General features: G+C 73.7%; 17 protein-coding genes. 6 read left to right on the top strand and 11 right to left on the bottom strand.

Features of this window, described 5'->3' with window-relative positions:
• Positions 1–24: 24 nt before the first annotated feature.
• The 4 genes from ACTMS9_RS26865 to ACTMS9_RS26850 all read right to left on the bottom strand — a co-directional run bounded on the left by ACTMS9_RS26865 (position 25) and on the right by ACTMS9_RS26850 (position 3334).
• Positions 25–267, bottom strand: coding sequence for a hypothetical protein (locus tag ACTMS9_RS26865; protein ID WP_441148721.1), 243 nt, complete (start codon positions 265–267; stop codon positions 25–27).
• Between the two features lie 54 nt (positions 268–321).
• Positions 322–1575 (bottom strand): putative manganese transporter, encoded by a 1254-nt coding sequence (locus ACTMS9_RS26860; protein WP_441148722.1) that lies wholly within the window; start codon positions 1573–1575, stop codon positions 322–324.
• Positions 1576–1641: 66 nt separating this feature from the next.
• A complete protein-coding gene (locus ACTMS9_RS26855) occupies positions 1642–2511 on the bottom strand; it encodes a manganese catalase family protein (protein ID WP_358006137.1) in 870 nt (289 codons plus the stop codon).
• Positions 2512–2599: 88 nt separating this feature from the next.
• Positions 2600–3334 carry a sensor histidine kinase gene (locus ACTMS9_RS26850; protein ID WP_441166297.1) on the bottom strand — a complete coding sequence of 245 codons (735 nt, stop codon included), beginning with the start codon at positions 3332–3334 and terminating at the stop codon, positions 2600–2602.
• 65 nt (positions 3335–3399) lie between these two features.
• Between ACTMS9_RS26850 and ACTMS9_RS26845 the strand changes: the two genes are divergently transcribed.
• Positions 3400–4038, top strand: coding sequence for a response regulator transcription factor (locus tag ACTMS9_RS26845; RefSeq protein ID WP_441166296.1), 639 nt, complete (start codon positions 3400–3402; stop codon positions 4036–4038).
• A 138-nt stretch (positions 4039–4176) separates the two neighbouring features.
• Entirely contained in the window at positions 4177–4524 is a 348-nt protein-coding gene (locus tag ACTMS9_RS26840; protein ID WP_238450399.1) for a histone-like nucleoid-structuring protein Lsr2, read from the top strand.
• A 130-nt stretch (positions 4525–4654) separates the two neighbouring features.
• Here the strand turns inward: ACTMS9_RS26840 and ACTMS9_RS26835 are convergent, their stop codons facing one another.
• The 4 genes from ACTMS9_RS26835 to ACTMS9_RS26820 form a co-directional block, all read right to left on the bottom strand.
• Positions 4655–5179, bottom strand: a complete 525-nt coding sequence (locus tag ACTMS9_RS26835; RefSeq protein WP_441166295.1) for a DinB family protein — start codon at positions 5177–5179, stop codon at positions 4655–4657.
• 202 nt (positions 5180–5381) lie between these two features.
• A complete protein-coding gene (locus ACTMS9_RS26830) occupies positions 5382–6674 on the bottom strand; it encodes a hypothetical protein (RefSeq protein WP_441148726.1) in 1293 nt (430 codons plus the stop codon).
• 329 nt (positions 6675–7003) lie between these two features.
• The gene (locus ACTMS9_RS26825; protein WP_441166294.1) at positions 7004–7882 is read right to left on the bottom strand and encodes a hypothetical protein; all 879 of its coding nucleotides are present in this window, start codon (positions 7880–7882) and stop codon (positions 7004–7006) included.
• Positions 7883–7995: 113 nt separating this feature from the next.
• Positions 7996–8835 (bottom strand): phytanoyl-CoA dioxygenase family protein, encoded by an 840-nt coding sequence (locus tag ACTMS9_RS26820; protein WP_441166293.1) that lies wholly within the window; start codon positions 8833–8835, stop codon positions 7996–7998.
• Between the two features lie 139 nt (positions 8836–8974).
• Between ACTMS9_RS26820 and ACTMS9_RS26815 the strand changes: the two genes are divergently transcribed.
• Complete coding sequence (locus ACTMS9_RS26815) at positions 8975–9706, top strand: helical backbone metal receptor (protein WP_441148729.1); 732 nt, start codon at positions 8975–8977, stop codon at positions 9704–9706.
• A gap of 29 nt (positions 9707–9735) precedes the next feature.
• Here the strand turns inward: ACTMS9_RS26815 and ACTMS9_RS26810 are convergent, their stop codons facing one another.
• The gene (locus tag ACTMS9_RS26810) at positions 9736–10434 is read right to left on the bottom strand and encodes a CBS domain-containing protein (protein ID WP_441148731.1); all 699 of its coding nucleotides are present in this window, start codon (positions 10432–10434) and stop codon (positions 9736–9738) included.
• Positions 10435–10668: 234 nt separating this feature from the next.
• Here ACTMS9_RS26810 and ACTMS9_RS26805 point away from each other — a divergent pair, with 234 nt between their 5' ends.
• Together ACTMS9_RS26805 and ACTMS9_RS26800 are read left to right on the top strand one after the other, a co-directional pair.
• Positions 10669–11220: a hypothetical protein gene (locus tag ACTMS9_RS26805; RefSeq protein ID WP_441148732.1), complete on the top strand. Its 552-nt coding sequence runs from the start codon at positions 10669–10671 to the stop codon at positions 11218–11220.
• Between the two features lie 176 nt (positions 11221–11396).
• Positions 11397–11774, top strand: coding sequence for an FKBP-type peptidyl-prolyl cis-trans isomerase (locus ACTMS9_RS26800; protein ID WP_238452105.1), 378 nt, complete (start codon positions 11397–11399; stop codon positions 11772–11774).
• A 126-nt stretch (positions 11775–11900) separates the two neighbouring features.
• Here the strand turns inward: ACTMS9_RS26800 and ACTMS9_RS26795 are convergent, their stop codons facing one another.
• Complete coding sequence (locus tag ACTMS9_RS26795; protein ID WP_357618940.1) at positions 11901–12269, bottom strand: STAS domain-containing protein; 369 nt, start codon at positions 12267–12269, stop codon at positions 11901–11903.
• Between the two features lie 172 nt (positions 12270–12441).
• On the opposite strand from ACTMS9_RS26795, the gene ACTMS9_RS26790 reads away from it, so the two are divergent.
• Entirely contained in the window at positions 12442–13467 is a 1026-nt protein-coding gene (locus ACTMS9_RS26790; RefSeq protein ID WP_441148734.1) for an SMP-30/gluconolactonase/LRE family protein, read from the top strand.
• A 194-nt stretch (positions 13468–13661) separates the two neighbouring features.
• Here the strand turns inward: ACTMS9_RS26790 and ACTMS9_RS26785 are convergent, their stop codons facing one another.
• A complete protein-coding gene (locus ACTMS9_RS26785) occupies positions 13662–14933 on the bottom strand; it encodes an Ig-like domain-containing protein (RefSeq protein WP_441148769.1) in 1272 nt (423 codons plus the stop codon).
• Positions 14934–15122: the final 189 nt, after the last annotated feature.

Genomic DNA, 15122 nt, shown 5'->3' with positions numbered 1-15122 from the left:
CGCGTTGAGTTGAGCGTGTCAGGCTCAAGTCACAAAGCGTTCCCCTTGTTCCTGGGTGTGACCCAGGCCACCCCGCCGGGCGGGGCGGGACGGGAGCAGGTCGCGGGGTCGCCCACCGGCGAGGGCGACGGCCACCGGGACGGCGAGGCCGGTCAGCGCCAGTGCGGCGACGGTCGGGGCGGGCAGGCCGGACAGCAGCGCGACGGCGGTCAGGGCGAGGAGGACGGCGAGCTTGCGCCGGGCCGTGCGGACGGAGCGGGGTGACACGGTTGCCTCCTTCGTACGGCTGGTCGGGGCGGGTCGGCGCCCGCCTCGACCGGGTCAGAGCAGGACGAGCAGGGCGGCACCGACCGCCGCCGCGGGGATGGTGGTGGTCACGGTGGCCAACGCGGCCGAGTGCCGGCGCAGCGCGGCGAGCGGGATCAGCGCGTCCCCGTCCTGGCTGATGGCGTTCGCCACCAGGGTCGGCAGCGGCAGCCCGCCGCTGACGTAGAGCCCGGTGAAGACGATCTGGACGGCACACCCGGGGATCAGTCCGATGGCCGCGCCGACGAGCACGCCGAGCAGGCCGGTCAGCGCCAGTTGCGAGCCGTCGAACCCGGTGACGGTGGTGACCACCTGCCAGCCGAGATACGCCACGGCAACCCAGACGGTGACGAAGGACGCCTCGTGCGCGCTGTGCCGCAACGTCTCGCGCAGCGACTGCGGGTACGCCGTCTCCAGGCTGTCGTCGGCCAGCCGCCCCCGGCCGGCGGTGAAGATCAGCACCGCGACCAGCGTGCCGAGCACCCCCAGCGCCAGGTACGGGTCGACCCCGCCGAGCGCCCGGGTCAGCACGGTGGGGTCGACCATCTGGAACACCACCGGCACCGACACCGCGAACGCCGGCGTGGTCAGCCCCCAGAACGCCGTGGCCGGGTCGGGCCGGCGCCGCCCGTCGAGCAGCCCGGCCCGCCCGGCGACCGTGCCGCGGGATCGCGGACCGGCGGAGCCGCCCGGGCCCACCGACTGGGCCGGAACCGCGTCGACCGGCCCGGCCAGGGCCGAACCGACCGGGGCGGCCACGGCGGCGCTGGTGGCCGCGGCCGGCACGGCGCGGCCGACCACGGCGGGGACGGCGCCGGTGGCCGGCGTCCCGACGGCCGCGACCACGGCCGGGATGCCGGGGCGGGCGCGCCGGCGGGCCGGGTCGATGCCGAGCGCGTCGACGACGTACCCGGTGACCAGCCCCACCGCGAAGAGCAACATGTGGATCTTGAAGGCGAAGAGTGGATTCCAGGCCAGCACCACCCAGGACGAGTCCCCCATGGTGGCGGCCAGCGCGGCCACCACCGTGCCGAAGGAGACCTTGCCCCGGGCGTAGAGCGGCATCAGCACGATCGCGCCGCCGCAGCCGGGGCTGACCCCGAGCAGCGCGCCGACCAGCGGGCCGAGCCGGGGGCGGTGGGTCAGCCCGTCGGTGATCCGGTCCCCGTACCGCCAGCGCAGCCAGCCGAATAGCGCCACCATGACGGCGACGTACACACCCACCTGCATGAAGGCGTCCGCCAACGGACGCACGACGAGTTCGGTCACAGCGCACCTCCTGCGCGTACGGGTGCCGCCGGGCCGTCCCTGCGGGGACGGCCCGGCGCGGCGACCTCAGGTGAGCTTGCTCTTGACCTTGGTGGCAATGCCGCCGGCGACGCCCGGGTTGGTGCCGTACAGACGCGGGTCGCCCGGGGCCAGCACCGGCTCGGGGGCGTGGGCCCGCGGGCTGTGGTCGTAGCGGAACTCGCCCTTGCCGTCGGGCGTCGGCCCGGAGGCCCACCGCCCCTCGGCGGCGTCGTTGCCCGGCGAGAAGTCCAGGTAGGTGTAGCTGAACTGCTCGGTGAACTCCTTGGAGTCGGGGAAGGCGTCCGGGACCGGCATCTCCTCCAGCCCGTCCTCCTTGAGCTGCTCGATCGCCGCCATCCACATGTTCTGGTGCATGGTGTCCCGGGCCAGCAGGAAGCGCAGCATCTGCTTGACGCCCGGGTCGTCGGTCATGTGGAACAGCCGGGAGACCTGCAGCCGGCCCTGCGCCTCGGCGGTGACGTTGAGCTGGAAGTCGGCCATCAGGTTGCCGCTGGCGGTGATGAAGGCCGCGTTCCACGGCACGCCGTTGCTGTCCGTCGGCAGGGCGCCGCCGCCGCCGTGGATGAAGTGCGCCGGGTTCGACCCGCCGTAGATCGCCCCGACCATCGGGTTGTCGTCGGCCGCCTCCTGCAACGACAGGGGCGCGTTCTCCAGCAGCCGCGTGATCATCGTGGCGATCATCTCGACGTGGCCCATCTCCTCGGTGCCCACGTCCAACAGCAGGTCCTTGTACTTGCCGGGCAGCCGGCAGTTCCAGCCCTGGTAGAGGTACTGGTTGGCGACCGTCATCTCGCCCCACTTGCCGCCCAGGATCTCCTGGAGCCGGCGGGCGAACGCGGCGTCGGGGCCGTCCGGCTTGGCCTCGAACTGCAGGTCCTTGATGTGGCTGAACATTATTTTTCCTCCTCGGTGCGGTCGGGGTGACACCGAGCGGGGTTCCCGCCGCGCCGACCCGTCGGGGCCATCCGGCGGCCCCGGGGGGTCAACCCGGTCGGCGGCCGCCCCGGGGCAGCAGCACCTCCACCGCCACTCCGCGCGGACGCAGCCGGTGCGCCCGCACCGACCCGCCGTCGGCGGCGACCAGCTGGCGCGTGATCCACAGGCCGAGTCCGTGCATTCCGCCGCCGGGTGTGGGCCGGCGCAGCGCCTCGGCGAGACCGTCGGTCGACCGGCCCTGGTCGGTGACGAGGATGCTCAGCCCGGCCGGGCGCACTGCGGCGTAGAGCCCGACCCTCCCGTCGGCCGGTCCGTGCCGCAGCGCGTTCTGCACCAGGTTCACCAGCACCTGGCGGGTCCGCCGCGCCGGCACCGGAGATCCGCCGGCCCGGCGGGTGACCCGGGTACGCAGCCGGTGCGGCGGGACGAGGGCGGCCACCACGGGCAGGAGATCGGCCAGCGGCGCGTCCGGGTCCCGGCGGACGGCCGGGGCCAGCGCGCCTCCGCCGGCGGTGACCGCGCGCAGCAATCCGTCGAGGTGGGCGGCCTGTTGGCGGGCCAGCTCGCTGATCGCCCGGCGTTCCTCGGCGGCCAGCCGCCCGGTGTCCTCGGCGAGCGCCCGGGTGAGCGAGGCCAGCGAGCTGACCGGGGTGCGCAGCTCGTGGCAGAGCACCCGCAGCACCAGCCCCGGGTCGGCGGGTTCGCCGAACGATTCCCCCTGATCAGGGCTGGCGGGCCGGCCCCGCCGCACCAGCGTCCTGTTCCCGTGTCGCGCACGCATCCGCCCAACTCCCTCTTATCCCCACAAATCCGCATGATCCGTACCCGTTCGGGAAGGAAACAGGCATGCTCGACGCCCCCATCCGGCTGGTCGTCGTGGACGACCATCCGCTCTTCATCCGCGGCCTGGAGCTGCTGCTGCCCGCCAGCACCGACGGACGCGCCCGGGTCGTCGACTCCACCGGCGACGCCTCCGCCGCCGCCTCGCTGGTCGGTCGCACCCAGCCCGACCTCGCCCTGGTCGACCTGCACATGCCGCCACCCGGCGGGATCCGCGCGATCGCCGCCATCCGCCGCACCACCCCGCGGGTACGGGTGGTGGCGATGTCCGGCGGGGACGACCCGGCGCCCGCGCTGGAGGCGCTGCGCGCCGGGGCGGAGGGGTTCCTGCCCAAGAGCAGCGAGCCGGAGGAGCTGCTCCCCCCGATCCTGGCCGTCCTCGACGGCTGGGCGGTGCTGCCCGGCCCCCTGCTGCGTGGCCTGCTCCGGCCGGCCCGCAGCAGCTCGGGCGACCTGGACTCCGAGGAGCGGCGGCTGCTGCGCTCCATCGCGGCCGGTCGCAGCACCGTGGAAATCGCCGAGCAGTTGCACGTCTCGGAGCGGACGGTGAAACGGATGACCGCCGCGCTGCTGCGCAAGCTGCGGGTGTCCAGCCGCGCGGAGGCCGCCGCGCTGGCCGGACACGCCGGACTGCTCACCGACTGACGCCGCCCGCCATTGGCCGCGCGGATTTTCCACGATTGGCGCGACTCGTCAAATGAAAGCGACGCATATTGTTGCGGATTAGCCGGCCGATACGTCAAACTCTTGACCACACCCCGCCCGACACAGGGAGCAATGGCGATGGCAAGGAAAGTAATCACCGTTCTGACCGACGACCTGGACGGCGGAAAGGCCGACCGGACCGTCGAGTTCAGCCTGGACGGGGTGGCGTACACCATCGACCTCTCCGACGAGAACGCGGGGGTCCTGCGCAAGGCGCTCGACCCGTACATCAGCGCTGGCAGGCGAATGGGGCGGGGCAACGTGGACGCCGGTCGCCCGGTCCGCCGCCCGGCTCGCGCCGCGGTCTCGGGAATGGACCGCGAGCAGAACCGGGCCATCCGGGAATGGGCCGCCAAGAACGGCTACGAGATTTCCGAGCGGGGCCGCATCCCGGTCAACGTCGTGGAGGCGTGGAAGAACCGCTGACCGGCGTCGCCGGGGGCATCACGATCCGCCGCGCAGGGGTCACGCTGAGAAATCAGCGTGGCCCCTACGCTTTTCGCCGCGTTCACAATTTTCACCCGGTGGCGCTCCCCGGTCGGTGCGCGACGCCCGGTCACTCGCCGGTGACCCCGTCGAGCAACTGTCGGGCCACGTCGAGCTGACCCAGGTGCCGGGCGTACTCCTGAAGCAGGTGGAACAGGATCCGGCCCAGCGACGGCGCGTCCGCGGCGGCCTGGAACCGGCCGCCGAGCGCGGCCCGCCGCGACAGCGGCACCCCGGCGACGATCCGGCGGGTGTGCGCCACCTCCGCCCGGTACGCCCGCCACACCTGCTCCGTCGACAGGGCGTCCACCCGCCACTCGGCGTCGTCCTCGCCCGGCGGGCACGGGGCGACCTGCTCCGCGGCGAAGCCCCACCGGATCCAGCGCCGCTCCACCCAGCCCAGGTGCCGCACCAGCCCGAGCGGCGCCCAGCCGAGCCCGTCGACGGGACCGCGCAGCTGCTCCGCCGAGAGGCCGGCGGTCTTGCGGGCCAGCGCCTCCCGGTACCAGTCGAGATAGCCGACCAGCAGCTCCCGAGGGTCGTCGACCTGGTTGCCCGGGCCGTCGAGCAGGACCGGGAAACGGGTGTCCGACATCCACCGACCCTACGGCCGAGCCGGGCCCCTCGCCACGGTCCCGATCGGCCGGTGGACCGGGCCCGCCGGCAACCTGGCCGCCGGCCCGGCTCGGCGACGCCGGTGCACCGCGCTACGCGCCCCGGCTGCGGCGCTGGTCCGGGGATACGTCGCGGGCCGCCCGGATCTCTCCGGACGGCCCGCGACGGTGTCGTACGACAGGTCAGTCGACCTCGATCCGCACCACGTCGAAGGCGGGGGTCTGGTTGGCCCGCTCCATCATCGGCACCCGGTGCGAGCCGTCACCGGCCCAGACCGCGCACTGCGCCGTGCCCGACTGCGGCAGGCCCGGGATCTGGATGGTCACCTCGTCGGCCTGGCCACCGCCGCGACCGTCCTCGGTGGCGACGAAGAACGCCGGCACGTCCTGCGGGTTCGACGGCGCCTCATCGGTGCTCTGCAGCATCCGGCACGCGGTGTGGAAGTGACCGCGAGTCAGCCCCTGGCCGTTGAGGACCGAGCTCTCCAGGTAGTAGCCGCCCTGGCCGGCGGCGAGGAACCGGTCGCGGATCAGGTTCCGGGTGGAGACCTGCAGCGCGAACGGCTGGTTGCGCTGCACCTGCTCCGGGAACTCGGTGATCAGCAGGGACGGGTTGTTGGCGGCGGCGCCGACCTCACCGAAGGCCGTGCTGACGCACCGGTTACCGTTCTGGAAACCGTCGTGCGGCTGGAGGTCGCTGTTGGTGCAGTCCTTGGCCAGCACGCCGAGATTGTTTCCGCCGTTGTTGTTTCCGCCGCCGTTCTGACCACCGTTGTTCTGTCCGCCGTTCTGACCACCATTGGTCGGGGCGGCGGTCGGGGCGCCGGTCTGACCGCCATTGGCGCCGCCATTGTTGTTGTTCGCGGCGACGGTGCATTTCGCGAGCTGGTCCAGACCCTGCGGGCGCGGACCCACCCGGTCGATGGTGGTCGTGATCCGGTTCAACGTCGCGCGCCGCTTGTCCTCCAGCGGACGCAGGATGGCGTTGTTGATGAAGGTCTGCCCGTTGCGGCCCTCGGCGGCCAGCCGCCGGTCGGCCTCGGCGATCTGGGTCTGCAACAGCGCGAGGTTCCGGTCGACCTCGGCCCGGGCGCGGTCCGGGACGCGGGGAAGCTTGCCGGCGACGTCCGGGCAGACCACGCCGGAGGCGACGGTGGTCACCGGCGCGTTGCCGTCCTTGACGGCCTGGCACTCGGCGACGGACATCTGGCCGTCGCCCCAGTGGTTGCGCACCCAGCGCCCGTTCTGCCACGTCTGCGTGGTGCTGCCGCGACCGCTCGGCGAGGTGGCGCCGGGACTCGGCGCCACGCAGGCGGACGAGACGTTGCGGGTCGTCGTCCGCCGATTCTCCTGGGCCGACGAGATCTGGGTCACCGCGGCGATACCGCCGAAGACCGCGAGCGCGCCGACCGCCGCCAGCAGCCGCTTGCTCCGCGCGTTACCGGATGACCGGCGCGCCCCTGTGGACCTGCGCATCGAATTGCTCTCCTTCTCGATCCGGTACCTGACTCGTGACCCCGTCGGGCGAACGGAATTCGGGGTGGGACGCCCGTCGGATCACTGCGACGTTCCGGTCGCGCGTCGATGGCCGACGATGCCCTTTCCGCACCGTCCGCCGCGTCGGGTGGCGCGGCTGGGAAGAACTGTGTCCATTCCCGCTTAGGTACGGAGCGCCGCGGGCGATGGTTCAACGCGGATCGAGGAATTCGGAACGGGCCGGTGACGACGGCCCGATCGGGGTTCTGCGAAAGACGCGGAGTCACCGCGGGGCGACGCTGCGGTCGGATGGACGCTGCGGTCGGATGTCAGTCGACGCAGAGGTGGTCGAAGGCGAAGCCGCCAACCAGCTCGTCCCGGCGGGCGCGCAGCCCCCGGATCTCCCGCCGCAGCTCGGCCCGGTCCACCAGCGGCGGTTCGTCGGGCTCCAGCGCCCGCAGCCGCTCCCCGACCGCGACGGTGGCCAGATCCTCGGCCAGCCGGGCGGCGTCCACTCCGCACCAGAAGCGGTGCTCGCGAACGGTCACCCGCTCGACCAGGCAGCTACCGGGCCGCACCTCGACCCAGCTCCAGCCCTCGGCCGCCCCGTCCCGCCACCGCACGTGCAGCCCGCGCACGATGGGGTCGGCCAGCCGCCGGGACACGTAGGCGTCGACGGCGGCGGCGCGGGTCAGCGCCCCGAGGTCGTTGACCGGGCCGGTGCGGCCGTCGGGCAGCCGACCGACGATGTCGCGGAAGGCCACCGCGCTGTCGTACCCGTCGCCGTGCTGGCCGGCGGACGGGCCGGCGTACGCGCGGGCGTCGATGACGTACCCGACGATCCGCGGGCCGTGTGCGGCGGACCGCAACGTCGGCGACTCGATCCGCAGCACGGGCAGGTCGACCGCGGCGCAGACGGCGTCGCGCATCCGCTCGGCGCGCTGCCGGGCCGAGCCGGGCGGCGCCGGCGCGCCGAGCACGACGGCGAAGAGCGGCCGACCGGTGTCGGCGGCGCAGACCACGTGGTCGAACTCCTCGCGGGTCGCCGAACTCCACTGGTGCCCGGTGATGCCCTCCGGGCGCCGGGTCACCAGGTCGCCGAGCCGGCGACCGGCGTGCACCACCTGACCGGCCCGGACGGGCAGCGCGGCATCGTCGAGCGGCAGCGGCCGCAGCCGGGAACCGTCGTCGGTGGCGGTACGCGTCATGGTGGTGCCGGATCCTCACGTGGTCGGTCGACCGGCCGAGTCTAGGGCGTCGACCCTGCTCGTCGCCTCACCGGTGCGGTCGGATCCGGGCCCCGCCGGTCGGCGCCGGCGGCTCAGGCGGCCCCCATCACCAGGCCCTCGATGGTGTGCTTCTGCCGGATCGGGGTGAGTCGCTCCACCACCGGGCACGGCAGGTGGGCGCGGGCCAGCTCGGGCAGCCCGTCCCAGTACTCCCGGGTGACCGCCATGTCGTGCCGTTCGGCGTTGCCGGCGCCGGGGGCGTCCACGCCGAGCACCAGCACCGGCCGGGCCAGCGTCGAGACGTTCGGGGTGCCCCGGTGCACGGTCAGCGCCGAGCGGGCCGAGATGTCGCCGCGCCGCGGGTACTTGCGCACCGCCCGCTGCGCGTAGCGGGGGTAACGCTCCTTCGGCGGGAACATCCCGTGGTCGAAGTCGGCGCCGTCGTCCCACTGGGTGCCGGGGGCGATCTCGAACGGGCCCATCTCCTCGACCGTGTCCACGGTGGTCAGGTTGAACGCGAGCGAGGTGAGTCGCCGTTGGCGTCGGGTCTGCTCGGGCATCGGGAAGTCCCGGTGCCAGGGCTGCATGACGGCCCCCGGGAACGGGATGTCGAAGCCGAGCTCGACGATCTCGTAGTCGGGGCCGAGCACCGCGCGGCAGACCGCCACCACCCAGGGGTGGGTGACCAGGTCGGCGAAGCCGCGCAGCTGTTCGGGGTGGATCTCGACGTACCAGCGGTTCGGGCCGCGGCCGACCGCGCCGTCCGGACGGGAGCGGGCCTCCCGGAAGGCCGCGTCGATGTCCTCGCCGACCTGGTCGACCCAGTCGACGCCGAACCCGCCCCGGCAGGCGGTGATGCCGTCGCGGTAGAGGTCGCCGAGCGCCTCCACCGGGGTCTCGTCCTGGACGGTCGGGGTGGGGTGGGCGGTCATCGGTCCTCCTCGGGGTGCCGGACCACCCGAGTATTACAACGTTGTAGAAGAGCGGCAAGGGGGCCGGCCGGACGGGGCCGGCCCCCGCGGGGACGATGGGTCGGACCGGCGCGGTCCGTGCCGGGGAGGGAGGTACGCCGTGCGGGTGGTCTCGCTGGTGCCGTCGCTGACCGAGGCGGTGGCGGTGACCGTGCCGGAGGTGCTGGTCGGCGCGACCGACTGGTGCACGCACCCCGCCGGGCTCGACGTGGCGCGGGTGGGCGGCAGCAAGTACCCGGACCTGGACCGGGTGCTCGCCCTGCGCCCGGACCTGGTGCTGCTCAACGTGGAGGAGAACCGGCGTGCCGACGCCGACGCGCTGGTCGCGGCCGGGGTGCCGGTCCGGGTCACCTACCCGCGTACCGTGCCGCAGGCGCTGACCGAGCTGGCCGACCTGCTCGCCGCGCTCGGCGTGGCCGCCGAACCGGACTGGCTCGCCGCCGCCCGCCGCGCCTGGGCCACCCCGGCCACGCCGTCGCCGGTGCCGCGCCGGGCCGTCGTACCGGTGTGGCGCCGGCCCTGGGTGGTGCTCGGTGGCGACACCTTCGCCGGGGACGTGCTGCGCCGGCTCGGCGTGGCGAACCTGTACGCCGACGACGCCGAGCGGTACCCGCGCCCGGACCTCGACGCGCTGCGCGCCCGGGAACCCGACCTGGTCGTGCTCCCCGACGAGCCGTACGCGTTCACCGCCGCCGACGGCCCGGAGGCGTTCCCCGGCACGCCCTGCGCGCTGGTCTCCGGCCGCCACCTCACCTGGTACGGCCCGTCGCTGGCGGAGGCGCCCGGGCTGCTGGCCGCCCAGCTCGCCGACCCGGTGACCCACCCGGCCTAGACCCGGGCGGAGCCCCCGGGGGCGGCGGTTCAGGCGACCGGGGTGACCCGAGCCGGGGGCAGCTCGACCAGGACGGTGTCGTCCACGTCGTACCCGATGGTGTCGACCACCCGGACCACACCGCTGACCTGCCCGGCGAGCCGGACCGCGAGGTCGGCGGCGCTGCGCCGGTCGAGCCGGCCGTCCAGGGTCACCTCACCGTCGCGGACCCGCACGGTGACCAGTCCGTCCCGCACGGCGAGCACCCGCCGCAGCACCTCCTGCACGACGTCCGCGCGGATCTCCGCGTCGCTGCGCAGGTGCACCCGGAGCAGGTCGCCGCGGGTCACGATGCCGACCAGCCGGCCGAGGTCGTCGAGCACGGGCAGCCGCTTGACGACCTCCCGGTCCATCAGCCGGGCCGCGGCCGGCAACGGCGACTCCGGGTACGTGGTGACCGCCGGCGCCGTCATCAACTCCTTCGCCACCAGCGCGCCGGCCTTCTCCCGCGCCACCCGCCGGCGCCGGCCCTCGAAGACCCGGCGCTCGTCCGGGTTGCCCGCCCGCTCCACCTTGTGCAGCAGGTCGGCCTCGGACACCACGCCCAGCACCCGCCGGAACCCGTCCACCACCGGCACCGCGCTGATCCCCCGCCGGATCAGCACGTCCACGATGTCGCGGTACGGGGTCTCCTCCCCCACCGTCGCGACGTCCCGGGTCATCACGTCGCCCACCTGCCACGTCCTCATCACGACCTCCTCGGCTGGTCTGCATCCGCACGGTATGGCGGCGCCGACCAGCGGGGGCAGAGGCGGTGGACCGGGTCGGACGGGGGCCGAAGGTCCCGCCGTCGAGGCCGCGTTCGGGGTCCAAGGTCCCGGTCCGGGACGGCCCGACCGGCCCTGCCCGCGACCGCCGGGCGGCGGTGCAATGAATGTGCCACCGGAAAGCGCGGTGCCAGGCAGAGAAGGGACGTGGACACCATGACCGCGACGATCGAGCGGACCACCACCGCCACCACCATCGCTCCGGCGGCCGAGACCCCCCGTGAGCGCGCCGCCCGGTTCGTCTGGGCCGGCACCCGGATCGCCCTCGGCTGGATCTTCCTCTGGGCGTTCCTGGACAAGGCCTTCGGCCTCGGCCACGAGACCGAGGCGAAGAACGCCTGGATCAACGGCGGCAGCCCGACCAAGGGATTCCTCACCTTCGGCGCGGCCGGCCCGTTCCAGGGCATCTACCAGGACATCGCCGGCGCGACCTGGGCCGACTGGCTGTTCATGGCCGGTCTCGCCGGGATCGGCGTGGCGCTGCTGCTCGGCATCGGGATGCGACTGGCCGCCACGACCGGCGTGCTGCTGATGGTGCTGATGTGGACCGCCGTCCTGCCTCCCGAGAACAACCTCTTCATGGACGACCACCTGATCTACGCCGCGGTGCTCGCCGGTCTGGCCCTGGTGGGCGCGGGCAACACCCTCGGCCTCGGTCGGGTCTGGGCGAACCTCCCCGTCGTCCGGAGGTACGGCTGGCTGAAGTGACCGCACCGACCCGCAGGGGGCGCCACCGACCGGTGGCGCGCCCTGCGGCGTTTCCGGGCCGCCGTCGCACACGGCGCGCCGTCCGCGGGACTGCCGGGGATCGGTGGGTCGCGATCCGGCAGGATCGGAACCGACCGGACGATCGAGCCAGAACGGCAGGAGATCAGCAGATGAACATGCCCCAGGCAGGAAAGCCCGAGATCGGCCCGATCGAGGGCGCGCCCCCGGCCGACCTCGTCATCGAGGACATCACCGTGGGCGACGGCCCGGAAGCCCAGCCCGGCCAGCTCGCCAACGTCCACTACGTCGGGGTGTCCCACTCCACCGGGCGCGAGTTCGACGCGTCCTGGAACCGGGGCGAGGCGTTCGAGTTCCCGCTCGGCGGCGGCCAGGTCATCGCCGGCTGGGACCAGGGCGTGGTGGGCATGAAGGTCGGCGGCCGTCGCCGGCTGACCATCCCGCCGCATCTGGGCTACGGCAGCCGTGGCGCCGGCGGCGTCATCAAGCCGAACGAGACGCTGGTCTTCGTCGTCGACCTGCTCGGCGTCCGCTGACCGGAGGCGGGGTCGTCGGCGCCACGCCGGCGGCCCCGCGCCAACGGCTGCGGGTCGGTGCCGTGCTGGCGGCCCCGCACCATTGGGTGCAGGGCGGTGCCGTGCCGGCGACGGCGACGGCGCGCCTCAGGCGCAGGCGACCAGCTCGCCGCGGGGGCAGGGCGGAGTGGGCAGGCTCTGCACGACGGGGACGACCCGGTGCAGGCCGGTGGCCCGCAGCACCCGGGCGACCACCGGATCCGGGTCGGCCAACACCAGCTCGCCGCCCCGGGCCCGCACCCGCAGGTGCGCGGCGACCAGCGCGCGGACCCCGGCGGCGGAGAGCAGCCGGACACCGGAGAGGTCGACCCGCAGCACCGGACGCGCCGGCGCGGCCCACAGCGCGGCGCGCAGCACACCGACCGAGGCGACGTCGACCTCGCCGACCACTCGCACCCCGACCACGTCGTCACCCACGCTGAGCTGCACGTGGAGCCGGTCACCCCGCTGTCCCATACGGACGAATCTAGCCCCGGCCACCGACATTTCCGCCGTCCGACGGACCGAATCCGGGTACGCCCAGGGTCGCCCCCGGGGGAGTCCCCGATCCGTCTCAGGGACGATGCGCCGCCGGCGCGACACGCCCGGCGGGGGGACGGGACCGGGATCGGCGGGTGACAATGACCCGATGGTCGTCCCGCGCCAGCGCCCCCGCCCGCCCCGCCTGATCCGGCCCGTCCGCGAGCCGGCCACCGTCCCGCCCCCGCTGGCCGGGGTGTGGGCGGCCACCGACCGGCGGCTCGACGCGGTCGAGCTGCTGCCCCTGCCGCCCGGCGCGCACGGGCCGGAGGACGTGCTGGTGGACCCGGACGGGCGGGTGGTCAGCGGCGACGAGGACGGGCGGCTCTGGTGGTGGCCCGCCGACGCGCCCGCCGGCACCGCGCCCCGGCTGCTCGCCGAGACCGGCGGGCGGCCGCTCGGCATCGAGCTGGACCCGCGCGACGGCAGCCTGGTGGTCTGCGACGCGTACCGGGGGTTGCTGCGGGTCACCCCCGACGGCGCGGTGCACGAGCTGACCGGCAGCGCGCCGCCGGTGCACCTGGCCGACAACGCCACGGTGGCCCGCGACGGCACGGTCTACTTCACCGACTCCTCCGACCGGTACCCGCTCTCGCACTGGAAGCACGACCTGCTGGAACACCGCCCCAACGGGCGGGTGCTGGCCTACGACCCGCGCTCGGGGCGCACCGAGGTGGTGACCGACGGGCTCTACTTCCCCAACGGGATCGCGCTGACCCCGGACGAGTCGGCGCTGATGCTGGTGGAGACCAGCACCCACCGGCTGGTGCGGGTGGCCCTGCCCGACGGGGCGGTCACCGTGCTCACCGACCTGCCGGCGTACCCGGACAACCTCACGGCGGTCGGCGACGGGACGTACTGGATCGCGTTGCCCAGCCCCCGGCTGCCGGTCGTAGAGCGGCTGCTGCCGCACCCCCGGCTGCGCCAGCTGGTGGCGCTGCTGCCCGACGCGGTACGACCGCAGCCGCAGAAGTACGGGCTGGTCGCCCTCGTCGACGGCGAGGGGACGGTGCTGCGCACGCTGCACGGCCCCGACGGCGCCTACTGGATGATCACCGGGGTCCGGCAGCACGGCGACCGGCTCTGGCTGGGCAGCCTGGTCGGCACCGCCATCGCCCGCGTCGACCTCACCTGAGGTCCGCCTCACCCGGCCCGATTGTCGCCGGCCGTGCCGCCGCACACGGGGGCTCGGGAGCCCTTCGGGGAGGCCGTCCGAGCTGCCGGGTGCCCACCTCGACCGGGCACCGGCCCCGATCCTGCCCGGGCCGACGCACGAACGGCCCGCCGCGCGGCGGGCCGGTCGTACCCCGGTCGTTCCTCCCTCTGGTCTCAGCCGCCGCTGGCGGACGGCGCGGGTGCGGGCGACGATCCCCCCGCCACCGCCCCCGGGTGCCCCGGGCTCAGGGTGGGCGCCGGCTTCAGTCCGGGCGGCACGGGCAGCGCGCTGCCCTTGGCGAACTCGTCCCAGCTGACGTTCCAGGCGGTGAAGCCGTTGCCCTGGTCCAACTGCACCTCGGTGCCCTTGATGGTCACCAGGTCGCCGACCTTCGTGATGCCCATCAGCCAGTCCGCCGCCGTCACCGACACGTTGGTGCAGCCGTGCGAGACGTTGATGTTGCCCTGATCCCCCTCCGACCACGGCGCGGCGTGGATGAACTCGCCGCCCCAGGTGAGCCGCTGGGCGTCCTCCACGTCGACCACGTAAGGGTCGGCCGAACCCCGGGTGTCGAACGTGGTGAAGTCGTGCTTCTCCATGATCACCATCTTGCCGCTCGAGGTCGGGGTGCTCGGCTTGCCCATACTCACCGGGATCTTGCGGACCAGCTTGCCGTCCTGCAGGACCGACATCTGCTTGGTGGCGTTGTCGATCTCGAGGGCCACCTGTCGGCCGATCTTCGAGGTGGACCGGCGGTCGTCGTCACCGATGAACTCCTTGCCGATCGGGAGTCCCGCCAGTCCCGACCGCACGCTGATCTTCGTGCCGGGCTTCCAGAAATCCGGTGCCCGGTATTCGACCTGCTTGCCGTCCCCCATCCATGACCAGGTACCCGGCTGCGGCGGGTCGGTCTTCACGAACAATCGCCGTTGCACGGCCGCCCGAGCCTCTTTGGGAATTGGCGGATCGAATGCGACGGTCACCGGCATCGCGGTGCCGTACGTCTGATTTCCGGCGAAATACAACGTGCTCTGTATCGCCTGTCTGGTCGATTTGGGCGACGTGGTGAAGGTCGTCCGCCCGACGGCGGTCCGCCCCTTCTTCCCGGTGGCGGTCACCTCCGCGGTGTAGGTCCGGCCGTTCTCCAGCGGAGTGCTCGGCACCCAGCTCGACCCGTCCTCGCGCGGCTCCCCCGCGACCTGCTTCCCCTTGTCGTCGGTGAGCTTGACGCCGGTGACCTTCCCGTGGCTCACGCTCGTCCCGACCTCCGCGCTGACCGGGACGTCCTTCGCCCGGTCGGCGGGGGTCACGGTGACCGCGGGGTCCTGGGCCCTGCCCGGCCCCGAGCCGGTGGCCTCCTTCCGGTCCGCCGTGCATCCGCCGAGGATCAACGGTGTGGCTGCGATGGTCACCGCCAATAGCGTCAGTCGCCGCCTCACATCCATATTCAGCCCCCCGTTTCCATTTCCCTTGGCCACATTCTGTACGGCGCTTCTCGGGCCGCGGCGCACTTTCGCGAGAAATGCTCGGAAACGGCTGGGCTTTTGGTCGCCGGTGTGCTCGGCCGCGAATTCGCGGCCCGGCCGTCCCGGAACAGGAAGCCTGGGTGGTCCGCGTCCCCGGCGTACCGACTC

The sequence above is a fragment of the Micromonospora sp. L31 genome (assembly GCF_052068075.1).
Classification (GTDB): Bacteria; Actinomycetota; Actinomycetes; order Mycobacteriales; family Micromonosporaceae; genus Micromonospora; species Micromonospora purpureochromogenes.
The sequence above is the reverse complement of the archived record's forward strand: the minus strand, read 5'-3'. Positions and strand labels throughout refer to the sequence as shown.